Consider the following 25,702-nt stretch of genomic DNA (forward strand, 5'->3'; position numbering starts at 1 on the left):
GTTTGCTCTACCATGTGCCCGTGAAGAACGCGTTTCATCAGTAAAAGTGCTATTCGCCACGAGGCAGAACCTGCAAACCAATTCGAAAGATGCTCTAGTAAAAATGCTGTTCGCCACGAGGTAGAACCTGCAAACCAGTTCGAAAGATGCTCTAAAACACATCGCGATCGCATTTTTCGAATTGGTGTTCGCGACGATGCAGAGCGCGTACTCCAATTCGAGAAACGCTATTGAGCAATCTGATTTATCTCGACGTCAGTTGCTACTCGCTCTCTTTTTTAAGGTCGATGCAGACCAGCGCATCATCACATCGTAAGTACAACAGACCACGTGAAAGAACTGGAGCGGTCCAGCAGGGGTAGTGCATCCGTGGTGCGGAGTATCGAGAGATTTCCTGCCAGTTTTCGGTTGTCGCATTCACAAGTGCAAGAGTCCCACGTTCTGCCAGGACTATGAATTTTCCGTCTGCGAGGATTTTGGATCCACGTCCGTAAAATGGCCACGGGACAACCTTTCCCGTCTCCTTGTTGACAATTGCTCCAGAGGCCGATCTTCCAAGAGTTTCTGGATTGTCGTAGCCGCTTGTTTCCCACTTCACCTTACCGGTTTTGGCATCGATGCAGCGGAGTTCTCCTTCGTTCTCGTGGCGTCCACTAAAGCCGAGGAAGCAATCGTCAAGCGGGATGGCTGTCGACCAGTGTGTGAGTAAGTTGCGGGCATCACTCCACACGACATCGTAGCTCTTCCCGTCCGGATTGACTTTCAGAAGTGTTGCCCCCACTCGATATGCAGCTGACAGCAGAATCGTATCATTGACGACGACCGGTCGTGCGGCATTCACGGAATCATGAGTTCGCGATCGAAACCAGTGCTTGAAATGAGTCTTCCCGGTCTCTGGATCAAGTGAGACCAAACCTTGCCGCATCAGACAGAGGAGATGACGTTTTCCATGAATCGTAGCTGCGACAGGAGATGAGTAGCTGACCACCATTTCATCACCTTTCCACTGATAGGTCGGATCGTTTGACCAACCCGTTTCAGTATTGTCCCAAGTCTCTTCTCCGACCGCTTCCCAGAGTTTTTTCCCAGAAAACGAATCGAATGCGACGACTCCAGAGTTGGGTTGGCCACCTACGAGAACAATCAACTTCTGGCCTTCGAGGATTGGTGAAGCACCGACACCGAAGAATCCATCAGGGATGTTGTAGTCAGCTTTGAGATCGTGTTTCCACACTAGGGACCCGTCAGAGAGCTTCAAACAAACCAGCTTCCCTTCTGCACCGAGAGTAAAGCAATGTTTCTTGGTCAGGACGGGTGAACAGCGAGGTCCGTTGTTGTACCCGTATGGGTCACGGAATTTGCTTGGATACGCATACTTCCAAATCTCTTTCCCGTTCAGAGCGTCCCAGCATTCCACGATCTCTTCGTCGTCAACACGATGGTGTAAAACTAATTGACGCCCGAGCACCGATGGGGCTCCGTAGCCTGTGCCAACTTCTTTTTCCCAAATCAGCGGCGGACCTGCTTCCGGCCATTTTTCAAGTAAGCCTGTTTCTTGGGAAATTCCATAATGGGTCAGTCCTAGAAAATGAGGCCAGTCCTCCCCTTCTCTTTCCGGGCTAATCGTCTTCGCGGATGAGGGAGGCGACGAAGGAGACAAAGTTGCTCGCCCAGGTTCTTGAGCATCGCTGCAGGATTGAAATGTGAGAGCGAGGAAAGCTCCAAAGAGGAAGAGGCCGTTTTTATTCGCGAACAAGGAAGAGGTCATCGGGCTAATTTCTTTCGTAATCACAGAGGAGTGCTCAAGGAATGAATTGAACAGTCATTCGGAAACAATTGCAAGACGACATCCTGATTCTTGTACGCTGCTTCAGTCTGTAGTAGTCTGACTCCTCTCTCACTTCTCGTGACCTCGACTTCAAGGAACTGACCGGAATGGCTTGCACTGTCGGATTGAACTCGAATGGACGACTCAACTCTCTTTTGAGTGCTTGCGTTGTTTTGCTTTGTCTCTCGAACTTCACGTTTTCCGAAGAGACCAGCGAGGAGCGTTGGAAGTACGACGCCGCACTGCTGCGTCCGTTCTGGCGTGGAGAACAAGTGGAAGGCGAATCCGTTTTGTTTCTCAAAGAAGATCCAGAAGGAACCACCGCTGCAGCGTCCGTTTTGTTTCCAATTCAGAAAATTCTCTCCGTTAAAAGTTCTTCAGGTGAGATCGTTTATGAGGAAGGGCGTGACTACGTTTGGAAGATTGGCAGTCGAGAAATTACGATCCCAGCTGGCTCGAGGATTCCGATCCATCATCCCGATGAACTTCGTCGACCTGCCGGGTCTCAGCAATACCGCCTGACGCACCGTGACGGGAATGGGGAAATTTTATTCGGGGCGAGATTGGAATATGCAGAGATGCAAACGTGCATCACTTATCAACATGCCCCCGACCTTTGGAAGTCTGCCGTGCCGGTTTACGATTCCAAAGCACTTCCGAAAACAGTCTCGAAACTAACGAGTCAACAGCCCGTTTCAATTGTGGTTTTGGGAGATAGTATTTCCGCTGGTGCGAACTCATCAGAGTTAGGAAAGGCTCCACCGTATCAGCCGGCCTATCCTGAGTTGCTGCAAATTCACCTGGAAAATCGTTTCGGTACGGAAGTGAAACTCAAGAATTTGTCTGTCGGTGGGAAAGCGACCGATTGGGGAATCACACAAGTTGAGAATGTCTTGAAAGAGAAGCCGGACCTTGTGATTCTGGCATTTGGTATGAATGATTCTGCGGGCCGATCAACCGAAGATTATCAGGCGAAAACAAAACAAACGATCGACTTGATTCGAGAGCAGCAACCGGAAACGGAGTTTATTCTGGTCGCATCGATGTTGGGGAACCGGGGATGGATCACGCTGAAACATGAGCGGTTTCCCGAATATCGAGACGCACTTCAGGAGCTTTGTGAGCCGGGCATCGCCCTTGCCGACGTGACCGCCATCTGGACAGAGTTCTTGAATCTGAAGCAGGATTGGGACCAGACCGGGAACGGTGTGAACCATCCGAATGACTTCGGACATCGGGTTTATGCACAGGTGATTGCAACACTCTTGGACCCCGGAAAATGAACCGGTGGAGTCCCGGAGCTGTTATTCGCCTGAGCGTTCACCGCCCGGTTTCCAAAGAATGTCAGCTTCACCATGATCGTTAACAATCCTGGCGAGAACGAACAGCAGGTCTGACAGTCGATTCAAGTACATGACGACGAGCGGGTTGATTTTTTCCACCTCAGCGAGTGCGATGACACCGATTTCTGCACGGCGGCAGACTGTTCGTGCCAGATGCAAATGCGCCGCCCCCGGAGTTCCACCCGGAAGAATAAAACTGTTGAGTGGAGTCAGCTTTTCGGTGTTCGCGTCGATCCGCTTTTCAAGCTGATCAATCTTTGGCTGCGTCATTCGAAGCGGTTCGTATTCGAGCGGTTCGTCTGATTCAGGGACGCACAGATCGGCTCCGACGTCAAAGAGATCATTCTGTATGATCGTGAGAACTTCCGCTGTTTTGTTGGGAAGTGAACCGCAAGCAATCGCAACGCCGATCGCAGCGTTGAGTTCATCAACGCCTCCGTATGCACCGATTCTCAGATGCGTTTTGGGAACTCGTGTTCCGTCACCCAAAGATGTTTCACCGGAATCACCGGTCTTGGTGTAGATTTTATTGAGGTAGACCATCGTGTACTTCTTTCAGAGCGAATTCAATATTGGCCTTCACGTTCTGTCGCCTGACGAGCAGCCTGTGAACCTGTGAAGTTGAGACGTGGTCAACGAAACATGTCGATGTCAGTATCGTTCCGGGAGCGGCTGCGATATCGCAGTTGTGTCTGTCTTTGATATCGGTCTTTGTTAAAAGTGATGCGGCTCGAACATAGTTCTTTGTTTTTTGGCAATTCGGTTCGATGCATTCTTGCTTGCTTGATAAAGAACTTCTTGAGCTCGAAACGGTTCAGCTTCTCCCATCGACTTTTTGGTATAAGAACCATCCGGCTGAAGCACTGACGCCTTGACATTGTCTTGGTCGAATACATTGAAAATGTGAATCAATTGACGACGACATTTCGGGTCTTCAACCGGAACGAGGAGTTCTTTTCGCTGATCAAGGTTTCGAGCCATCCAGTCGGCGCTGGAGATATACAGCTGTGGGTCGCCCCCTTGATGTAAGTATAAAATTCGAGCATGTTCGAGGAACCGATCGACGATACTGACGACGCGGATGTTTTCGCTCAGACCAGGGACTCCGGGCTTCAAACAACAGATTCCACGGATGTTCAAGAAGATCTTCACGCCCGATTGCGAGGCGCTGTATAGAGCGTCGATCAATGCTGTGTCGGTCAAGGCGTTAAGCTTGACCATGATTTTCGCTTCTTGTCCGCTCTCCGCCCGTTTTGCCTCGGCTGCAATATGTTCAATTAATGTGGTCCGTAATTTCAGTGGAGCGGATTCTATTTTGCGATAATTCTGCGGAGGCTGCGAATCGCCAGCGATCGTGTTGAAAAAGGCAACGGCATCCGCCCCCAGGTCTTCGTTGCACGTTAATATCGAGACGTCGCTGTAAAGTTTGGCAGTTGATTCGTTGTAATTTCCAGTTCCGAAATGGACATACCGTTGAATTCCGCCAGGTTCGCGGCGGACGATAATGCAAACTTTGGCATGCGTTTTGAGTCCTTTCACGCCATGAATGACTTGAGCTCCGATTGATTCAAGCTCTCGGGCCTGCTTCAGGTTTCGTTCTTCGTCAAATCGAGCTTTGAGTTCCAGCAAGACGGTGACATGTTTCCCGTTGTCGACCGCCCTTTTCAGAGCGCGAATAATCGAACTTCGGCTACTAATCCGATAAAGAGTCTGTTTGATGGCAATGACGTCCGGGTCATCGGCTGCTTCTTCGATAAGCCTGACAACTGGTTCGAAACTTTCGTATGGATGAAAAAGAAGCACATCTTTTTCTGCGATCGTGTCGAACATTAATTCTTCGGCGGAAACATCTGGTGAGCGGACTGCTGGCCACGCATCATATTTCAAGTGCTCAAATCCGCGTCGCCCAGCGAGTTCCATGAACGCTCCCAAATCGACGGGGCCAGGGAGGCGGTAAATTTGTTCTGGACTGACGTGAATTTCCTGCTGCAAAAAATGAATCAGCTCATCTGAAGCTGCGTCATCAATTTCGAGACGCAGGCAATCTGCTTCTGTCCGCGCAACAATCACCTCTGCCATGTTGACCGCGAGTCCCTGTGGAGTCAGCTCTTCAACTTCCACTTCAGCATTTCTGGTCAGACGGAATGCGTGGCACTCTTCGACTTCTTCACCGGGAAAGAATTCGTGAATGAACAATGAAAGAATGTCTTCCAGATGCATATAAGCAAAACCGCTCTCCGACGGGAGAGAATAAAATCGGGACAGCGTCCGACCAAATGGGATCACCGCATACCGAGGCAACAGGACGGCGTTCTCAGAGGCGTCTTTTCGTGGGGAAAGACGAACACAGACATTGACAATCTGATTCGCCAGAAGTGGAAACGGATTTCCATTTCCGACAGCCATTGGAGTCAGGACTGAGAGAATCTCTGACTGAAAGAGCTGCTTGAGCATCATTTTTTGTGCGGAATTCAACTCCTCTGCGTGAAGCTGACGAATCCCTTGCGCGCTCAATTGAGGAGCCAATTCGTTCAAGTAGCACTTGTATTGGTCGTCAACCATTTTGTTGACACGCGCACAAACAGCTTTCATCTGCTCGGACGGAGTCATCCCCGACGGCGAAATCGTCGCAGCGTCCGATTCAATCAGGTGAGTGAGCGCACCAATTCGAACACGGAAGAATTCATCCAGATTAGAGCTCGTAATCGCCAGAAATTTCAGACGTTCGAGAAGCGGGACGTCTTCATCAAGAGCCTCATTCAGAACTCGCTGATTAAATTCCAACCAGCTCAATTCACGGTCAAAATACGTAGTCTCACTCATTTCGAAAACTCATTTGCTTCATTCGCCCGTTGCGAACGTCTGGTGACGTTTCTGCTGATCGATGTCTCGATTTCCTTGAGAATATCAGAGTCAGAAAATCTCGCGAGTCTGAATCATCCACTTTCTCATGATTCTTAACGGAGTTGACTGATGCTCCTGCAAAGAAGACTGCACGCAGGCTGCGCAACAAGCTATCATATCAACGGATTGTGATTTGCGAATGCTGCTGACCTCAGGAGTTGAGTGGTGGCTTAGAACTGGTCGGAATTTAGAACTTGATCTCTCTGACACTGAGAAATTGAGACAATTGCAAGGTTTTCGATTGCCTCATGCGTTGAGCACTTTGCACAAACTGAACAACTCATCTTGAACGACTCATCGACGAACGATTATGAATTCTATGACATCCCATACATTTCTGTTTTGTCTGATCGTTTTATGCCCATTGGCAGCAGCTGATGATGGCCTGATCCTGATTCCCAATGACATTGTTTTGAGTGGTCCGGAATCTTCGGCTCGAGTGATTCTTCAAAATCGCTCCGGGGAAATGATTCAAAGTCAGATTCATGACGAGATGGATTGGACAATTCAGGATGAGAAAATTGCAGCGGTCGATAATGAGGGAGTGATTCGCCCGAAATCAAATGGCAAGACAGTCGTTACTGTCCGTCATGGAAATCGATCCGCCTCAGCGACGATCACTATTGGCGACATGGATGTGCCGTACCTGTGGAGTTTTCGAAATCATGTTGAGCCGGCGCTGACGAAGGCTGGGTGTAACACCGGGGCGTGCCATGGGGCTCTCGCAGGGAAAGGAGGGTTCCGTCTCTCTTTGGGGATGTATGATCCGCAGTCAGACCACTTCGCGATCACGAAGCAAGATCTCGGTCGCCGTGTCGAATTCTCAGATCCCGGGCGAAGTTTGGTCCTCGCGAAACCTTCGGGAGCGATCCCCCACAAGGGAGGTTTGCGACTGGATAACGAATCGAGAGACTATCGCATCATCGCAGAATGGATTGCAAACGGTGCACCTGCTCCCAGCGAAAATGACCCCTTGGTTGAAACGATCACGGTGTTGCCCAAGCGAGTTCAGCTTAAGAAAGGGCAAACCCAACAACTTCTCGGATACGCAAAATATACTGACCATTCAAATCGTGATGTGACGAACTGGGTGAAGTGGACTTCCACGAACGAAGCGGTCTGCACGGTTGATGAATCAGGCAAGGTCTCCATCATCGGGGCTGGTGAAGGGGCGATTGTCGGTTGGTTCTCATCGAAAATTTCTGTCGCAAGAATTACCGTCCCTTATGAAAACGATGTCCCGGCTGAAGTCTATACCTCGCTGCAGCCCCGTGGCTTCATCGACACATTGATCAACGAACAGCTTCAACGTCTCAAGCTCCCACCTTCACCAAGGTGTGATGATGCAACGTTCGTTCGACGGGTCTTCCTCGATACGATTGGACTTCCACCGACCCCTGAAGAAGTGAAGTCATTTCTCGCTGCGACTGAAGAAGACAAACGAGACAAGCTGATTGAGTCGCTGCTGGAACGTCCGGAGTTTGTCGACTACTGGACCTACAAGTGGTCAGACATTTTGATGCTCAATGGTCAATTGTTGAGACCAGAGGCGCTCAAGGCTTATTACAAATGGGTTTATGCCCGGGTCGAGAAAAATACGCCGTGGGATCAGTTCGTTCGAGAGATTTTGACAGCGACCGGCAGCACCTATGAAAATGGAGCGGCCAATTTCTATTCGCTCTATGAAACTCCAGAAGACATGACGGAGAATGCCTGTCAGGCATTTCTGGGACTGAGTATTGGTTGTGCGAAATGTCACAATCACCCACTCGAAAAATGGACCAACGACCAGTACTACTCGATGGCAAATCTCTTCTCCCGGGTGCGTGCAAAAGGTTGGGGCGGAGATCGACGGAATGGTGACGGATTGCGAACAGTCTTCGTTGTCGAGAGTGGGGAGCTTTATCAACCTCGAACAGGCAAGCCGCAACCGCCGACTCCGCTCGATGGAGAACCGATTCCTTTTGACAGCACCGAAGATCGCAGAATTGAGCTGGCAAAGTGGATGACATCGCCGGAAAATCCCTACTTCGCGAAGTCGATTACCAACCGTGTCTGGGCGAATTTCTTCGGCGTGGGGCTGGTCGAATCGATCGATGACATGCGTGTCTCCAACCCCGCCAGCAATGAAGAACTTCTCGAAGCCGCTGCAAAATATGTTGTTGATAACAAATTTGATTTAAAAACCTTGATGCGGCAGATCCTGCAATCGAATGCCTATCAGCGTTCAAGCTTACCGATTGAGGGGAACGAAGCCGACACACGCTTCTATTCGAGGTACTTCCCTCGCCGATTGATTGCAGAAGTCATTCACGATTCGATTGCTCAGGCGACCGATGTTCCTTCAAACTTTGAACGCGTCGCTTTTCCTGGTGCAGACTTCCAAAAGACGGACTTTTATCCTGTTGGAACCCGAGCGATTCAGCTTTATGACTCTTCAGTAGAATCTTACTTTCTGAAAACTTTCGGGAGAAACACAAGAAACATTGTTTGCGAGTGTGAGCGATCCAACGTCCCGAGCATGGTGCAGGTCCTGCATCTGTCGAACGGAACAACGATCAACGAAAAGGTTGAAAGCAAAGAGGGCCGTATCGCATCGCTGCTCGCCCAGAGGGAAAATGGAATGTCTACTGAGTCGCTCGTTGACCAATCATTCCTTTGGTGCTTGAGCCGCTATCCAACTGTTGGCGAACGAAGTGCTTTGACGACAATCATGAACGAGACCTCACCAGAAGAACAACGTCTCGTCATCGAAGATCTTTTCTGGTCGCTGATGACCAGCCGCGAGTTTATTTTTAATCACTAATTGTTTCTGATCAGACGTTTTTCAGCAGGACGTAATCTCTACATTCAGTCGTGGAAATTCCAGTTCGAGAAGCACTTCGATCGGTACTTCTGCAAGTTTAGTTGATCCACGATCCCTCATCGAAATCTCTTCAAAATCATCATGCAAATCAATCGCCGAAATTTTCTCTCAACGTCCGCTGCAACGACAGCAGCTCTTTCATTCGGTGCGCCATATGTTCATGCACAGTCGAAAGCAAAAAAATACCGGACAGCGTTGATCGGCTCGGGGTGGTGGGGGACGAACATCCTCATCGAGGCAATCAAGGCAGGGAAGTCGAAAGTCGTGGCATTGTGCGATGTCGACATGTCGCAAGCAGAAGTCTGTGCCGACGAAATTTCGGCACTCACCGATGACGAGCCAAAGCTTTACAGCGACTATCGAGAAATGCTTGAGAAGGAAGATGTTGAAATCGTCATCATCGCGACTCCGGATCACTGGCATGCATTGAATACAATTGATTCCCTCAAAGCTGGAGCACATGTCTTTCTGGAAAAACCGACCGGGCATACTGTTAACGAAAGCCGGGCGATTGTGAAGGCGACCGAGCAGGCAGACGGCATTGTACAGGTTGGACTTCATCGTCGAATCGGTCCGCATCATGTGTCAGGAATGGAGTTTTTGAAGTCGGGCCAGGTGGGGGATATTGGACTCGTCCGGATGTTTGTGCATGGCGGGGGCGGGAAAGAATCGTCCACTCCGAATAGCCAGCCGCCGAAAGATCTGGACTGGGAGATGTACTGCGGCCCTGCCCCACTCAGACCGTTCAATCGAAAGATTCATCCCGGCGGATTTCGTCATTTCCTTGATTATGCCAACGGAACCCTTGGAGACTGGGGAGTTCATTGGTTGGATCAGGTGCTCTGGTGGACTGATGAGAAAGCACCGAAGCGAATTTACTCAACCGGAGGACGACCGGTCCGTGGGGAAGCTGTGAACAATGAAAGTGGCCAAACATCCGACGCCCCTGACCACCAGTCTGCCGTTTACGAATTTGAGACATTCACCGCGACTTGGGAGCATCATCGATTTGGTGGCAAGGGAGCTGAACCGCATCCGTATGGTTGCTACTTCTATGGAACGAATGGCGTCTTTCATATGGGCTGGCGTGATGGTTGGACGTTTTACCCCAGCAAGGGGGGGCAAAAGCCGGTTCATCAGGACCCAAAATTTGACAACGAAAAAGATGGTCACAATGTTCCGCCACTTTGGCAAGACTTTTTGGATTGCATCGAATCCGGACGAACCCCCGTCGCGAGTGCAGAGATTGGCCATTTGGCAACGAACCTTTCTTTACTCGGGATGCTCTCTTATAAGCTGGGACGCAGTATCGACTGGGATGGTGAGAAAGAAATCATTCCCGGTGATGACGAAGCCAACGCCCTGCTCCGCCGCGAGTACCGTGGCGAATGGAAATACCCCGAAGTGTAGGGCAATTCCCACAACCTGAAAAACGTCGCTGATATCGATGTATGAGCGAGCAATTTCAGGTATCAGGATCTCTTCAAGGATTGTTCCGGAAATGTCAAAGCGTGTCATGCCCGTGAAGGTCAGTTTTATGTGTTCATGGGCTGCTCGCATCGAAGTCGTACGTAAAGTTCCAGTTGTTGTGCATTCTCAAAGTCCTTCACGCCATCGACTGATCTGATCAGTTCTGGTGAATCACCGGGGCGATGATCTTTGATGGATATTTTTTGCTGTGGTGGATTGAGTTGGTTGCCTTCTGCGCATCCTCGGGGAATTCGATTGTCAGTGGTTTTCCCGTTTGAGGATTCGGCTCGTACAATGGGGCGCCAGTGCTGGCAATAGTGACACGGATGCGATGTCCCTTGTTAAAGATCTGGCTCATCCATCCAACCGGAAAGCCGACTTTGTAAACGTTTCCAGCTTCCATCAAAACTTCGTGGTCAAAACCATCGCGATAGCGGGCACGCCAAGGATAGTCGACGATTAAGATTGAGCGTCCATCAGGATAGACATCGCTGATTCTTACGATGAAATCTGTATCTGGTGCAGTCGAGGAAACAAAGAGTTCCGCGTGGACACGTCCCGTCCATTCGATTGGATGTTCGAGGACTTCGCTGGTGAATGTCAGTACTTCCGACTGCTCTTCGAATGCGCGTGCATCGCGTGCTCCGGGAAATGATCGACCGGGAATTTCCATTGGGTTGAGTGGATCGCTGATGTAACTTGTGAAACTTTCATTCTTCGCTGGAAGTTTTTCTGATAGTGATTTGTCTTGCTGAAGATAAATTGGTGTCGCAGTTGACTGTGGCGGAAAGTCGTCGGCACTTCTCCAGACGTTTCCTGGCGCATCCGGCTCTCCGGTTGCCCCCATCACGTAGTACCGAACGGTCGGAGCCTCTTCGACTTTGTTGTCTTTGCCTTTCAAGTAGTGGTCGAACCATTCGACCATGTGGTCAAGAGATGGCCAAGCTGCATTTTCGGGGTACGTCAATTCACCAACGCGGTTTCCTTTGTTCGTCCGTCCGTGCAGCCATGGTCCGATCAGTAACTGCTGCTGACCTCTCGAGTTCGGTCCTCCATGGGCCTGTCGACCCTGGAAACTGGCGATCGACCCCTGATTCATAAAGTCGTACCAGCTTCCGATTGTGAAGCAGGGGACGTTCATCTTGTCAAAATGGCGCGAAGCGTCTTCGGCTTTCCAATAATCATCGAAATGAGGATGTTGAAACCATTCGGCGAGTAAGTCCCGGTTGTCCTGAGGATTCCTGGCAACTCCATCCATCCCTTTAAAACGTTCTGGTCGTGTGGTCCCACCGATTCGATACCCTTCCTGAAATAAGCTGAGTCCGGTGTCAACCATGTACTGGCAGACCAGATGTGGCGGCTGAGTGACTGCGAGATAATTCTGTGCGTATCCACCCTGTGAACTTCCGAATGTTCCCACTTTCCCCGTCGACCATTTCTGTTCCGCCAGCCATTCGCAGACGTCATATCCGTCTTGCAGTTCTCCCCATTGAATCGTTCGGTAGCCGACCCATTTTCCTTCGGAAAGATGTGTTCCTCGATAATTCACCAGGGCCACCACGTATCCCCTTTTGGCAAGCTCGGCAGCAAAAAGGCGAGTCGAGTTTCCGCGTAAACTGGCGTAACGTTGCTCGAAAAGAACAGGCCACGGGCCATCGCCTTCAGGGAGATAAAGGTAAACTGAAAGATGCTTTCCGTCCCGCATCGGAACCATGACATGCTGTTCAGTCACACCGCCAAGATCGAGAGATTTGGCAGTGTCCGGCTGAGTTTGGGCGACGATTGTACGCTGAGCCGTTAAGAATATGGCAACCAGTAACAAAAAGCCCATCAATCTGTGATGACTTCGAGAAAGGTTCGATGACGTGGTCATTTATAAATGTTCCCGCTGACATGTTGTGATTGATCTGCTTCTAATTGATCTGCAGTTGATCTTTAAATGTTATAGGTTCTTGACACCTCTCCGAAAACCTCTGAGATGAGAGTTTTCCTAAGTCTTTGAGAGGCCATTCTCCAGTTGTTGAATCGGTTGTGGGTTTTCCTCGCGGCCAGCAACTTTTCCGTTGTAGCGTTGTCCCACTATTCTCTGATGTCAATCACAGCTACGATTTGCTTAGCGCGAAGATGCCTTCTCTGGAGAAGACGTTTCCCGTGTTTTGATGTATCGACAATATCGAAAAAGCCAGAGGAAAGATCATGTCTTTGAGAGAATCGCTGACCTCCGCCGTGCTCTGCTTTGTCAGTTTCTGTCAAGCACCGCTTCTCGCAAATGATCACCCGAATGTCATTCTGATCATGGCGGACGATATGGGGGTGGGTGATACGAGCGCGTATCAGGATTTGACGGGCAACAGTGATCAGGATCAGGTTCATACGCCAAGTATGGAGAGGTTGGCGCGGATGGGAGTCCGCTTTGTGGATGCGCATACTCCCTCGAGTCGCTGCACGCCGACACGATATGCATTGATGACCGGGCGGTATCCGTGGCGGAATCGGTTGAAGCACTGGGTCCTCTTTGGTGCCCAGGGAGATCCAATGATTGAACGGGACCGGCCGACGATTGCGACGCTGTTTAATAATGCTGGCTATCAGACCGCGATGGTCGGAAAGTGGCACATTGGATTGCGATATCGACGGTCCGACGGTTCCCCGGCTGCGGGTTTTGAAGATGCGGATCTAAGAAAACCGTTGTTTGATACACCACTCGATCATGGCTTTGATCACTGTTGGATCACATCACGTTCGCATGGGACTTCAGGTCCGCAGCCACATCAAAAGAAGAATGGGCCAAACCAGAAGGTCGGGCCGGGACATATCGACGGTCGTACTGTCATCGGAGCGACGAACAATGGTCGGCAAATCGCAAAGGAAATCCCGCAGGCGTACATTTTGAAAGATCTCGGCGAGCGCCATTCCGACAAGGCAATGAGTTTTCTATCTCAGCACCTCGAACATGCTGAGACGAAAATGTCTCCATTCTTTTTGTATTACGCAAGTAATTCGAATCACACACCGCATACTCCGTCCGATCAGATTGGCGATGTTCCGGTCGCGGGGGCCTCTCGAAATGTGGCAGGCGAACCGATGGACCGTCGAAGCGATTTCATCTACGAAAATGATGTTGCGCTCGGAAGGCTGCTCGATTATCTCGAAACGCATGATGATCCACGTAAGCCTGGGATGAAATTGCTCCAGACCACAATGGTCATATTTACCAGCGACAACGGAGCAGAGAAGGACGACAACACCGCGACGGGGCCGCTACGAAGCAATAAAGGCTCTTGTTATGAAGGGGGGCATCGTGTTCCGTTTCTGGTGTCGTATCCGCAAGCAGGTATCGGCGATGGGAATCAAGAAACGATGGGGCAAACGAATTTTTCTTTGATTGGTTTGCAGGATTTGTTTGCAACGTTTGCTGACTTGATCGATCAGCCGCTTCCTAACCTTCGCGATGGAGAAAAAGGGGCGGAAGATAGCTTCAGCGTGTTGGATGCGATGGCAGGCGAGCCAATTCCGTACCGCCCCATGTTTTTCAATGATCACAAACAGGCAGAGGACCATGCTGCTTGTGCGATGCGATTTGATGAGCTCGGACTGGGAGGCGAAGCCCCTGCTCTTTGGAAAATCTTTTTCGATGCAGAATTACTGCGAAGCGGGACAGCTCAGTCGACAGAATTGTTTAATCTCTTTACCGATTTACAGGAGACCACGGATCTTGGCGGCTTTGAACCATTCAATTTGCAAAGAGGGCGTCTCGGGATGATTGCTGAATTGCATCGCAACGTGGGAGGCCATCGTCTGGTTGAATTTGCATCTGATGAGCGTGTTCGATTCGAATTCGGTCTTCCGAAAAAAGAATTCAACGAGCATCACGGCCCCTTGGTCGTTGATCAAATTGGTGACCACTTTGACGGTCAATCGATCAGCGGAGTGAACATCCAGTCGAAATCGTTTCGCGGTCGATCATTGAAGATGACAGTCAGTGCATCTGTTGAAGGAAAGGCTGTTGCTGATGATCGTCAGTTCCGTCCCAATGCGAGAGGACTCGGTGTCTCGGGTGGCGAGTTCGATCAAGTGGAAAGTGGTGAAAGTTTGCAAATCCGCTTTGATCAGGATGTGATTGTTGAGTCCGCTGCGATTGTCGCTGGGAACGGCGTTTGTGGAGGGTACTACACGGTTGGCGACGACTCTCCGCTCGCGATTTATTGCACTGATGCAGATAATGACGCTCAAGATCAGTCCGGAATTTTAAGCGATATCGGAGTTCTGAAAGCGGGGGAAATCTTCACGCTCGACAGCCGTCCACACTACGGAGTGGAATCGCCAGGACGCTGGCGACTCCAGTCACTCACGGTTCGGCTGCTTAAAAACGTCGAATAACCAACCACGATGCCTCACGGCACATCGGTTTGATCGAGGAACCCCAGCGATTCAAATCGGCATTCAGTTCGCATGTTTCCAGAAACGCAGCAGCCTATTGCTTACGGGAAAAATGGAGGTGTCGCGACGACTGACTTTCCATTGATCATTTCTTCGAGATGAGCTGAGACACGGTCGACGACCCGATTGATGAGCTCTTGTCCTGCTTCCGGTTTTGCTAATGCGGGTGCGGGGTCCGGTTGATTGGAGAGCTCATGCTCTCGGACGTTTTCTGGAAAGACCGCCATGGCGAATGCGGTTTCAAATTCCTGTGCATGTCCCGGAATTGATTTGGTTTCGAGAAGTTCTGCGTCCTCCCGGTTGAGGACATTCCAGTATGGCAGGAACTGCAAGTTCACTTGAAAACGCCGCAACAGCTGATCCCAGACGGCTTCGCATGGAATGATGTTTCCTCCATGACCGTTCAGGACCAAAACGTTTTTGAAACCAGCTCGAACGACGGAGTCAATCAAATCGGTGAGGACTGCCAGGAACGTTGCCGGACTGAGAGTGAGTGTACCCGGGTGGCTCATATGGTGTTCACTAATGCCCGCCATAACGCCTTCAGCGACGAGCACGTTCGGGCTGAGTCGCTGGGCAACTTGACTGGCAATGTGAGTGGCACTACGCCAATCATGCTCCATCTCCAAATGTTCGAGGTGTTGTTCAATGGCTGCGATCGGAATGATGCAGGCCTTGAGTTCACCAGTTGCAAACCGCGTGCGGAACTCTTTACGAGTATGCTTGTGAAGCAGAATAGGTTTTGAGTCAGACATGTTTGGCTAAAAGTTAGGAGTTGGGATTCAGGTGTTGATGTGGAGAGTTTTTTCGACGTTGTTGGACAATTATGGTGGGAAAGAGGCTCAGGAAAATTGAGTCTGAGTCGCTTTTATGAATGACATTTCAATTGTTTGTCTTCAACTCCCAGTTTTCGTTGAAGAATCCGGCGTCGATGACCTTTCCGGGCCAGCGAAAGTTTGGCGGAGTGGTGATGTCGATGATCGACCAGTCAGGGAGTTTCGGAGTTTGCCGGGCGTTGTTGAGATAGTCGTATTCCCGGTAAGTGAAACTGCTGTTGAGGACGACGTACTTTTTTGGGTTCAGTGGGTTCGGGTAAATAAGAATTGGGATGTGCTCTTCGTTGCTGTATTTTTTCTCGTCGACGTTGATGGTGTTATCGCCCCAATGAATCGGAAGATCTTTCGCGACTTTCCAGATCAGCGAATTTGTCTTCGGAGTCCCCCACAAAATCAGGTTGTAGTTGGCAATGTCTTCTTCGGTAACCTCGGTGTCTTTCTTGATTCGCACATCGCCCCGCATGTGACGCCGCCATTCTTTGACGGCTCGCGACATCTCGGCATCAACCCATTCTTTCAAGTTTGGGAGTTCGTTATCACCGGTCGGTAAGACGAAAAGAAATGCTGACATCAACGCATCATCGACGGGGCCTTGCAGGTTGTGAGCTTTCTTCAGAGGAATCTTGGATTCGCTGGGACCTGAGAACCATTGGTCACCTCGGCGATGAAAATGTTCGTTGAGCGAGAGGTCCGATTTGGTTTTCACCATGGAGACTTCTTGTCCATCGATGACGACTTTGACGACTTCCAGAAGTGCGAATGGAGAGTGTCCCGCAGGGAAGTTAATCGAAAACTCGGTAATTCCATCGGTGGCGACTTCGAGTCTGTTCTTGGATGTGATGTTCGCGCGGATCGTGCTTCGTTCCCAATGTTCTTTTAAGCGATGAATGGTGATCCAGTTGGATCGATTGTATTTCAGTGTGAAAGTTGTCAGGTGGACAGAGTTTGGGAATCGCTCGCGCCCCCGCTCTGCCAGAGAGTCGAACTTCGCTCGAATGATTTGATTCGATTCGGGATGAATTTTGTGAGCCGTATCCGGACCGATGACGTGCATCAAGTCGATCCCATGGCGTTTCAGTACCTCTTCCATCACATCCGCAGCTTGTTTCTGCGAGTCCATATCTCCGCTGTAAGCAACAGTTGGAAGTTGCAATAGGTTGTCTGCCCATTTGTCGCAGTCGTACATTCGCCACAGCTTTTCTTCATACCATGGTGGGTTCAGTGTCTCGCCTTGAAATGATTTGAGAAAGAGTGGAGTTTCAGAGAATCCGGCTCCTGGATTGGCTGCGAACCAGCGATCTGGATAATGGACAGCGAATTGCCAACACGCGGCTCCTCCCATCGAAAAACCTCGCACTGAGATTCTATCTTGATCAATCTGGTAGTTATTCTCGACGTGTTCCAGTGCTTCGAGCGTGTCGACCTCGCCAGCGAATTTGAACGCGTTGGAAAACCTTCCGTATGGATGAAGCACGATGCCGCTGGTCGGTGGGTATGGTCCTTTGAGGCGGTTCCGTTGCGCAAGGAAATGGATCTCCATTGTCCGCTCGCCACGTCCGTGAAACCAAATATCGCAGCGAACCGGTCTTGGATTGTCGAAATCGTAATCGTCTGCAATTTCGAGACCGTACGGTTGCACCGATCCATCTAAATCGGAGATGAAACCTCGAACAACAAGCCCGTGTTGTCGAGTCCACGGAGCTTTGCCGAGTTTAAGTGCTTCGGCACGCTCGGTGCCTGTTTCAAGTAACGCCGTGCAAGTTTTGATGTCCCGTTCGTGGAACATTTCACGATGCTGCAACGTCTGAGTCACCGCACGATGGAAGACTTCCACATCGGGAATGAGATGGTGAATCTGTTTGTGTTCCGGAGTTTTTAGCTCTTGAATCTTCGCTTTCAGTTGGTCAAGTTGTGCTTGCAGTTCCACCTTGATTTCTTCTGGAATTTCGATGCCAACTTGCGGAACGGGACGAACATTATCAACGGAGTTGTCTTGAGGTCCATCGGCCAGCGCGGACTGCGCTGAGAGTAAGCAAAGTAAAATAAAGAGGTGTACGAACTTCGACATATTCGGTCTCGACCTTCAATCTTGTGATGAGTCAAATTGAATTCATGTCATTGTAAGATGGCTCGTCGGTTCGAATTGGTCAAGCGGTGGAGTGTACGGATTCTCTAGGCTGTCGTGATGGATTCTACGCAGAGGATTGCAAAACCGCGCCTGTTCTAGACAAACGTTTCCGTTCCGAGTAGCGTGTAAAGACAATAGTATTGTCCGATCCCAAAAGCGGTGCTGTTGAATTCAAGTCGCTATTCGCTCCGTCTTTGTGGTGAGGTTGTCTCATCCTTTCCTTGAGTGACCGGTGTGAGAGCGACAGTCTCAACTACAGCCTTGATTGAAATCTCAAATCGCCACTGAGTTCGAAGTCATTCCTGTTTCCTGCGTTTGTGAAGAGTGCTTTTCATTTACTGGTGACCTCCTTATCTTCGAAACAGAAAACGACACAGATTGCGTACATCTCTTTCAAATATGCTTCAGGTAAAAGATATGATCCGATTCGTCTTGATAATTCTGTTTTGTGGATGTTTTCAGCTAATGAATGAGACAGATCTTTACGGGGATGACGTCATCAAACTTTGGGCGAACGATCCTCCCGGAGAGCAACTGGACGTCGGCCCTGAAGTGGACATTACCAAACCGACTGACCGGCTCATTGCGGGTCGCCGAATCATCAAACTGAAGAATGTCGCTCATCCAGAAGTGCATGTTTTTTTACCACCCAAGGAAACTCGCAACGGTTCCGCAGTCATTATCTGCCCTGGAGGAGGATTCAATATTCTTGCCTGGGATCTGGAAGGGACAGAAGTCGCTGAGTGGCTGAATACGATGGGTGTGAGTGCCATCGTTTTGAAATATCGTGTACCGACAAGTCAGCAGAAGATGAAATGGAAGGCTCCTGTTCAGGATACTCAACGTGCGCTCAGTCTGACGCGACACCATGCGAAAGGATGGGGAATTGACCCCGAGCGAATCGCGGTGCTTGGGTTCTCTGCAGGTGGTCACACCGCTGCCCGAACAGCATATACGTCACAAAGACAGTATGAAGCGAAAGATGAGATCGACAAACAGTCGTGTCTTCCCAACGCGACAATTCTGGTCTACCCCGCCTGGTTGGTAAATGACGATGACAGCCTCATTGAAGATTTGAAAGTTACGGGAAAAGCCTCACCGACATTTCTGGTGCATGCTTTTGATGATGGAGTTTCAGCAATGAGTAGCCTCTCTCTGATGACCGAACTCAAACGCAAAAGCGTTCCCTCAGAACTTCACTTGTTTGAGTCGGGTGGCCATGGATATGGGTTGCGGACTGTGAAAGATCAACCTGTGACACGTTGGACAGAGTTGTGTGAAGATTGGTTGGATCGATTGGGCTGGCTGAAGAAATCGTGAGCCTTACCTGCGATTCGCGTCCCTTCCCACAGAACTCCAATGGTTCTTGACTATGCCCTCATTACCGCTTCGATTGATTGTTACCGCCCTCCTGCCAGTGTTTCTGTTTGAAGCGGTGTTGTGTCTCGACGCATACTCAGAAGAAGTTGAGCTACACGCGAATACAGAAGCAGCGCGTCGCGTTGCGATCGAGCAACATGCTCAAAGAAAATCTTACGCTGCTAAGATCGCGACGAGTCGTTCAGAAATTCAACAGGTCAAGCTCTCACTGGTCCCGATTGAGGCGATGCAGAAGGAGTTGCGGTCACAACTTGCTGAACTCAAGAAGGAGATTGTCGAAGCACAAAAGCAGTCAGAGGCTGCGAAAAAAGAACTTGACGCCAAGGTGAAACTTCAAGAAGAGGCGAAGGAAGAGGTCGAGGCTGCCAAGCTTGCTGCCGAGGTCGCGAAGAAGGAATTTGAGACTCGGGAAGCGGCAGTCAAAAAGATTCAAAATTCGATAGCTGAAGCAAATAAGAAAGTGGATGAACTAGCAGCCGCATCGATGAAGCAAATGGTTGCGCTCATGAGTCTGGAGGAAGAGGTCAAAAAGGCGTCTGCAAAGTTGCAGGAGTTCAAGAAACTGGAGGCTTCACAATGGCAGCAAGTCCGAAAGCTAGCGATTCAGCATAAAAACTGGGTTTCTTTCAGCGACGAGATTGCACCAATCCTTCAAAAGCGATGCCTCGCCTGCCACAACGAATCCAAACCACGTGGTCAGCTGAAGTTTGATTCGTATGCTCAGATGCTGCACGGCGGTGAGTCCGGGGAGCTCTTCGATTTTGAATCACCGGGGCTTTCGACGTTGGTCACTATGATTGAAGATGGATCGATGCCGAAAGAGGATGACCCTCTCAGCCCGGAACAAATCTCGCTTATTACTCGCTGGGTCGCATTAGGAGCACAGTATGATTCGCAACTTGACCCCGGGACTTCTCTCATCGAAGTGATGTCTCGTCCAACCTATCCACTACCTCCCGAGGCTTACCCTTATCCGGTTCCAGTTGAAGCTGTTGCAATTCATGCAGATGGAAAACGAGTTGTTTCATCGGGGTACCATGAGATTCTGGTTTGGTCGATGGAAAGCGGCGAAATTCTTGACCGGATTTCAGGTTTCCCGGAACGTATCTATTCACTGAAATTTCAGGGTGACTCAAACATACTTGCTGTCGGAGCTGGAACTCCGGGGGAAGTGGGAGAAGTCATCATCGTCGATTTGGCAAGCTCAAAGAAAGTGAATCACCTTCACGTCTCACCGTCAATTATCACTTGTCTGATTTTTTCTTCAGATCAGAAGCAGCTAGCTGTTGGTGGGGCGGATGGGCAAATTCACATTTTCGATGGACAAACATGGGCCAAAACGCAATCGATTCATGCCCATTCCGACTGGGTTACCGATGTCTGTTTTTCTCCTGATGGAAGCAAATTGGTCTCTGCAAGTCGCGATAAAACCGCAAAGGTTTTTAATCTTTCCACCGGAGAGAATATCATCGCATTCAACGGTCATGGGAATGTCGTTAATGCCGTTCGGTTTATGGCATCTGGAAACGAAGTTGTCTCAGGGGGCGATGATCGACGAATTCGCGTCTGGTCCATTGCGGATGCAAAAGAGATTCGAAACGTCGCTGGCTTTGCAGGGATAGTCTCAGCCATGGAATTGTTAAGCGATGGGAAACTGGCGACGACATCAACGGACAAAAAACTTCGTCTCCACGCGGCCGCCGATAGCAAAGTTGAGAAGACCAGAGTCGGTCCAGTCGGCGAGCTTCTCAGTTTGGGAGTCTCGGATACCTTTGTCGTGACAGGCTCTCTTAATGGAGAATTGCATCTCTGGCTGGTTACGGAAGAGAAGCCGGTTCGAACCTGGTTTGCAAAGCCAGAGGCAGTTTCAAAGCCGCCAGTTTCAAATCCGTAAATTACCCGCAGAGTAATTCACTATGGAGCTTTCGTGTTTTCGATGCTCGTGACGAGTTGTTCGTGATGAGAGACTCATGGTGAAACGCTTCCACCTCAGGTAAAACACGAAAGTCATCACGCGCCTCTAGTTCGGGAATTGCTTTAGAGCATCTTTCGAATTGGTTTGCAGGTTCTGCCTCGTGGCGAACAGCATTTTTACTAGAGGAATGCGTTCTTCCCGGCAAACGGTAGAGCAAACTGCTCTAATGAATCCTGAATAGCGATTTTTATTCTGATCAATCACTACGATTGAAGAATTTCTTTTCGTGTCTCTCTAGTTTTTTCTCATAACAGTGCACTCAATTTCTGGTAAGCCTTGCAATGGGATTTGCAGGTTTTACGAATTTGCTCTTTTCTTCAGTACCCACCTTGGTGAGTGGGGCGGCGGTTCCTGCCGGTTGAAAGTGGCTGTTGTAGCAATCAGTGAAGATGGGGTGTTCCCTGAGACTCTAGGGAGCCCGAAAAGCTTCGTTAACCCGCATTACGAAATGAAATTCAGGAATAGGCACGCGGTCTGCATTATCAAGACTGAAGTCTGATCAATTGATGAGTAAATTTGATCAGCAGTCCTATCCACTCGTTTCAACCAGTTTGAGCCATGCCTAAAATATCGTTGAAACCTCGCCTGATCTTAATGTCGTTCTCATTGCTTCTGATGTTCACGCCATCTCTCTTTGCAGAAGGTGAAGAAAACAAAAGCGAAGTTCGAGAGGACGCGTTACGTACTGCCGTTGCGTTGAATTACTGCCGTGCAGCTTTTCATCGCATTCGCAAAAACCCGAATGCCGAGGTTCTTCGGGAAGAAGAAGAGAAGATTCTCAACAACTTGAACCTGACTCAGGTTCATGACAAGGAAGTGATCTCACTCTATACATCAGTCCTTGATGAGATCTCTCAAGTCAACATTACCGATAGTGAAAAGCAACTGCGACATCGGCATCACAAAAGTTCGGTTCGCCGACAAATCACCTGGGATGCACTTGCCTTTGGGACTGAGCTTGCCACAGCCCAGTTTGGAAGCGCTGTCAAAACTGGAGCAAACAGCTGGTGGGACTATCGGAACAAAACCTATCAGCGCGATCTCGATATCTTAAAGATTGAAAAGGTCGAGATTTCAGGTCTGCTGAAACGGTCCAACCAGCTCTTGGATACGTTCTGGGAGATGGCGCGCAAGAAAGAGATTCCAGATCGTTGGCTGGTTCGTGGCGATGATCTTGATTCTCTGGAAGAAGCAGTCGTTGAGCAGGATCTCGAAACTCGCTTGCGCATCCTGAACAGAATGAAACCCTATATGGAAGCGTATCCACCCTTCTGGTACTACCTGAGTCGAACTCAGCAGGAATTAGGGAAATTGTCAGAAGCGATCGAGACCTATTCGTATCTGGATAAAATTGGCAGCGGTCACTTCCGTAAAGATGACATGCTTGCAACTGCAATGGCGAACAAAGCTGCAATTCAGGATTACCTTGGAAGCGATCTTGCTGTCGCCTCGGCTGAACGAGCACTTGAATACTCACCCGATGTTTGGGAAGCGAATCTGATCGCTGCGAGAATTCTGCAACGTCATGGCCGAATTGCGATGGCAGAAGATGCGATTCTCAGGAATCTCGATGTCGATATCGAAGCCTCGCAAAGTACGATCTTCCTGGCGTCTCTCTATTTTTATGCACGTGACGAAGAGAAGATTGTGAAGATGCTCAACAATCAGCAGCGTGTGGCACATATGCCCGCACCAGTTCTGCTTCGTTGTGCCGCGCTCGTTGGAGCAAAGCGTACTCCTCCACATGTGATGCGAAATATTTTGGCTTCGCTGACAGCGACACCTCAAAATCGGTTCGGAAAAGATGAATTTACATTACGAGTCAGCCACGCCTGGCAATTGCATCTTGCAAGTTTCGAAGTGAAGCAAGGAGGGCGTGTTTTGGATGATCCTCAAGTTGTGATGCAACGCGGTTTTTATGATTTGCGATACGCGAATCACGTCGACTGGGGCTCGCCGATCGGAAGTTCGACTCCTGAGCCGGAGATCGAAATTGCTCTCACCTACCCCGATGAAACAGTGATACGTCTACAACTCCAAGGCAAAAATAACACCCTCGGACGAGGACCGATTGCCATCTCATCACCGTCACATATGCAGATTTCGAATATTTCCGTAGCTGGTCAGCAAGTGGCTCTTAACATTCGTGAGGCGACAAATACTGAAGGTCCAGTGACAGTTCAGGCTGCTCGTCTCGTGACTGATCCAGAGCCTTCGTTCTTGCCGCCACCCGGAAGTGAACCAGCACCGGAGATTAAACCTGCAGCAGGAAGTGCACCTGTCATTGAGAGTGAGCCTGTCACCGAGAGTCAACCTGTGACTGAGAGTGAGCCGGAGATTCAGTTTGAACCGTTTGCAGAATACCTTTCAGAAGAATATCTTCCAGGAAAAAAGACCGAGTCTCCTGAAGCAGACAAGTAAGAAAGGTCTATCGGACTACGGGTGTTGTTGTCCGAATGCCTTGGAAATTGTCCGGTGAGTAAACCAGGGTTTGTTGAATCAGAATCAGCCGGGGGGCAATAGTCCCGGTTCTGAGCGCGAAGCGGATTTGATTCGAGACAAACGCTCAGACGGCTGTTCTTGGGATACTGTTCTTGGGAAGCTGTTTTGAGGTTGCTCCTGGGAGCAGTCTGTTCTACCGGGATCCTGGAGCGTCCCGGTTTGGCAGGGCCTCTTTGGGAATGATTCAACGCATTCTGCCTCGTGGATGTGTGCGAGTTCCTACATGAATCGCACCCCTCCACCTGCGCGAGAAGCACGAAAATTTTCAAGGACCGCATTGGGATTGTGGATTTGGTCAGCAATCACCGAGAGTCTTGAATTCATTTGAAATCGGTTCCGATCAGCACTTGGCATCCCGCTGCGGGACGCAATAATGATGGCATGTTGATTCGACTCCTATTTCTGTTCACGGTGGTCCCTTTCGTTGAACTGGTGATCCTACTTCAAGTCCACCATGCCATTTCCTCCGTGTGGGGAAACGGAATTGGGCTCTTGGTCACTTTGGGAGGTATTGTCGTCACAGGAATTCTGGGTGCGACGCTCGCGAGACAGCAAGGACTGGGCGTGATTCGTCAAGTGCGAGGGCAAATGGGGCGAGGAGAAGTCCCAGGTCAAGCACTCGCTGACGGAATTCTAGTTCTATTCGGAGCGGCACTTTTACTGACGCCAGGTTTTCTCTCAGACATCTTCGGATTCAGCCTGCTGATCCCAGCCAGCCGGTCCTTCTATAGAACACGCATGATGAGGTGGTTCAAGGGGAATGTTCAGATCCACCGTGCCGGTTTCAGCTCCGGTTCTGGCGCTGGGGCTCAGCCTGAAGTCTTTGTTGTAGACCCGGTTGAGAGCAAGCTAACCGATGATCGCCCCAGTTAGAGCATCTTTCGAATTGGTTTGCAGGTTCTGCCTCGTGGCGAACAGTATTTTTACGAGAGAAATGCGTTCTTCACGGGCCCATGGTAGAGCAAACTGCTCGAGCCTGCGAATATGACATTCACGACCTCTGCACTTACTCTCTCTGATCATGCTGCGATTCAGTCACTACTAATGATCGAATCTTCGTGGCAATTGACTCCGTCGTAAGCTGAGTGGCTCTTAGCCAGCTTCAGTAATCTCAGAATTCTCATCAAGGATGTAGTTTCCATCCTGGATTTTCGATGATCGCTTCTTCAGGGTGACGACATTCCCGGTTTTGTTGTATTGCACCTCGTCAGTAAACGCTCGCATCAACAGGACACCACGACCGCTGGCACGTTCAAGGTATCCCGGAGCTGTCGGATCGGGGAGCCCTTCGGGATTGAATCCGGGACCTTCATCACGGATGGTAATCTTGACTTCTTCCCGACTGAGTTCAAGATTGACGTGAATCAAACGAGAACTGTACGGCAGTATTTTCCGGCGAGAGTTTGCCAAATCGTGGTAGGCATTCGGGTCGTCTTCGCGCAAGTCGGAACTGACTTCAAGGTTCCCGTGGAAATAAGCATTAGTGAGTGCTTCATCGACGGCGGAAGCTAACCGCAAACTTTCGTTCTCGTCGAAAATCCATCGTTGTTGAACAGTCTCTCGGATTTCAGCGACGAGTGCGGAGATCAGATCGAGATCGTTTTCCAAGACATAACTAGTTGACGTCAAGTAATTGAGCAGACGGCGTTGTTTGCGGCGTTTGTTGGAGGTTGAAAGGATTCGAGCAACAGTGTTAACAAGTTCCGAAGCCAATTCGTTTTTCGGAACATAACTTGAGGCTCCCTTTTCAAGAGCAGTGACTGCGATCGATTCACTTCCCGCAGCGGTCATCAGGACGATAGGGACCAGCGGATATTCATTTCGGATCACCTCAACTAACTCAAGTCCGTTCATTTCAGGCATCTTGAGGTCGGTGACGATCAGGTCCGGAATTTCATTTTCAACCTGAATGAGACCTTCTTTACCGTTCCTGGCAGTGCAGACTTCCCAGTCCGGATTTTTTTCCAGCAGTCGACTTGCTAACCGAAGATCAACCAGGCTGTCGTCAACAACTAGAATTCTCGCCATTT

Annotated in this window: 15 protein-coding genes; 8 read left to right on the plus strand and 7 right to left on the minus strand. The window is 49.8% G+C overall.

The genetic code is table 11. From position 1 onward, the window contains the following. Nucleotides 1–262: 262 nt before the first annotated feature. Nucleotides 263–1,768 (minus strand): PQQ-binding-like beta-propeller repeat protein, encoded by a 1,506-nt coding sequence (locus ACN0YR_RS07540; RefSeq protein WP_417848586.1) that lies wholly within the window; start codon nucleotides 1,766–1,768, stop codon nucleotides 263–265. Nucleotides 1,769–1,935: 167 nt separating this feature from the next. Between ACN0YR_RS07540 and ACN0YR_RS07545 the strand changes: the two genes are divergently transcribed. Beyond that, nucleotides 1,936–3,111, plus strand: coding sequence for an SGNH/GDSL hydrolase family protein (locus tag ACN0YR_RS07545; RefSeq protein WP_417848587.1), 1,176 nt, complete (start codon nucleotides 1,936–1,938; stop codon nucleotides 3,109–3,111). A 21-nt stretch (nucleotides 3,112–3,132) separates the two neighbouring features. On the opposite strand, the gene ACN0YR_RS07550 is transcribed toward ACN0YR_RS07545, so the two are convergent. Together ACN0YR_RS07550 and ppk1 are read right to left on the minus strand one after the other, a co-directional pair. Continuing rightward, nucleotides 3,133–3,714: a cob(I)yrinic acid a,c-diamide adenosyltransferase gene (locus ACN0YR_RS07550; RefSeq protein WP_417848588.1), complete on the minus strand. Its 582-nt coding sequence runs from the start codon at nucleotides 3,712–3,714 to the stop codon at nucleotides 3,133–3,135. Nucleotides 3,715–3,885: 171 nt separating this feature from the next. Further along, nucleotides 3,886–5,994, minus strand: coding sequence for a polyphosphate kinase 1 (gene ppk1 / locus ACN0YR_RS07555; RefSeq protein ID WP_417848589.1), 2,109 nt, complete (start codon nucleotides 5,992–5,994; stop codon nucleotides 3,886–3,888). A gap of 400 nt (nucleotides 5,995–6,394) precedes the next feature. Here ppk1 and ACN0YR_RS07560 point away from each other — a divergent pair, with 400 nt between their 5' ends. Next, nucleotides 6,395–8,881 (plus strand): DUF1549 domain-containing protein, encoded by a 2,487-nt coding sequence (locus tag ACN0YR_RS07560; protein ID WP_417848590.1) that lies wholly within the window; start codon nucleotides 6,395–6,397, stop codon nucleotides 8,879–8,881. Nucleotides 8,882–9,028: 147 nt separating this feature from the next. Then, nucleotides 9,029–10,351 carry a Gfo/Idh/MocA family oxidoreductase gene (locus tag ACN0YR_RS07565; protein ID WP_417848639.1) on the plus strand — a complete coding sequence of 441 codons (1,323 nt, stop codon included), beginning with the start codon at nucleotides 9,029–9,031 and terminating at the stop codon, nucleotides 10,349–10,351. Nucleotides 10,352–10,568: 217 nt separating this feature from the next. Here ACN0YR_RS07565 and ACN0YR_RS07570 read toward each other — a convergent pair whose 3' ends face one another. Then, complete coding sequence (locus ACN0YR_RS07570; RefSeq protein ID WP_417848591.1) at nucleotides 10,569–12,284, minus strand: CocE/NonD family hydrolase; 1,716 nt, start codon at nucleotides 12,282–12,284, stop codon at nucleotides 10,569–10,571. Nucleotides 12,285–12,607: 323 nt separating this feature from the next. Between ACN0YR_RS07570 and ACN0YR_RS07575 the strand changes: the two genes are divergently transcribed. Continuing rightward, nucleotides 12,608–14,791 (plus strand): sulfatase family protein, encoded by a 2,184-nt coding sequence (locus ACN0YR_RS07575; protein ID WP_417848592.1) that lies wholly within the window; start codon nucleotides 12,608–12,610, stop codon nucleotides 14,789–14,791. A gap of 101 nt (nucleotides 14,792–14,892) precedes the next feature. Here the strand turns inward: ACN0YR_RS07575 and ACN0YR_RS07580 are convergent, their stop codons facing one another. Beyond that, on the minus strand, nucleotides 14,893–15,606 hold the full coding sequence (locus ACN0YR_RS07580) for a creatininase family protein (protein WP_417848593.1): 714 nt from the start codon (nucleotides 15,604–15,606) through the stop codon (nucleotides 14,893–14,895). Between the two features lie 127 nt (nucleotides 15,607–15,733). Further along, nucleotides 15,734–17,755 carry a prolyl oligopeptidase family serine peptidase gene (locus ACN0YR_RS07585; protein WP_417848594.1) on the minus strand — a complete coding sequence of 674 codons (2,022 nt, stop codon included), beginning with the start codon at nucleotides 17,753–17,755 and terminating at the stop codon, nucleotides 15,734–15,736. Nucleotides 17,756–18,280: 525 nt separating this feature from the next. Between ACN0YR_RS07585 and ACN0YR_RS07590 the strand changes: the two genes are divergently transcribed. The 4 genes from ACN0YR_RS07590 to ACN0YR_RS07605 all read left to right on the plus strand — a co-directional run bounded on the left by ACN0YR_RS07590 (nucleotide 18,281) and on the right by ACN0YR_RS07605 (nucleotide 24,545). After that, nucleotides 18,281–19,135 carry an alpha/beta hydrolase gene (locus tag ACN0YR_RS07590; RefSeq protein ID WP_417848595.1) on the plus strand — a complete coding sequence of 285 codons (855 nt, stop codon included), beginning with the start codon at nucleotides 18,281–18,283 and terminating at the stop codon, nucleotides 19,133–19,135. Between the two features lie 52 nt (nucleotides 19,136–19,187). Beyond that, complete coding sequence (locus ACN0YR_RS07595) at nucleotides 19,188–21,089, plus strand: c-type cytochrome domain-containing protein (RefSeq protein ID WP_417848596.1); 1,902 nt, start codon at nucleotides 19,188–19,190, stop codon at nucleotides 21,087–21,089. Between the two features lie 639 nt (nucleotides 21,090–21,728). After that, nucleotides 21,729–23,591 carry a hypothetical protein gene (locus tag ACN0YR_RS07600; RefSeq protein WP_417848597.1) on the plus strand — a complete coding sequence of 621 codons (1,863 nt, stop codon included), beginning with the start codon at nucleotides 21,729–21,731 and terminating at the stop codon, nucleotides 23,589–23,591. A 462-nt stretch (nucleotides 23,592–24,053) separates the two neighbouring features. Beyond that, on the plus strand, nucleotides 24,054–24,545 hold the full coding sequence (locus ACN0YR_RS07605) for an FxsA family protein (RefSeq protein WP_417848598.1): 492 nt from the start codon (nucleotides 24,054–24,056) through the stop codon (nucleotides 24,543–24,545). Between the two features lie 219 nt (nucleotides 24,546–24,764). On the opposite strand, the gene ACN0YR_RS07610 is transcribed toward ACN0YR_RS07605, so the two are convergent. Beyond that, the gene (locus ACN0YR_RS07610; protein WP_417848599.1) at nucleotides 24,765–25,700 is read right to left on the minus strand and encodes a response regulator; all 936 of its coding nucleotides are present in this window, start codon (nucleotides 25,698–25,700) and stop codon (nucleotides 24,765–24,767) included. Between the last annotated feature and the right edge of the window lie 2 nt (nucleotides 25,701–25,702).

The organism is Thalassoglobus sp. (assembly GCF_048270125.1).
Taxonomy (GTDB): domain Bacteria; phylum Planctomycetota; class Planctomycetia; order Planctomycetales; family Planctomycetaceae; genus Thalassoglobus.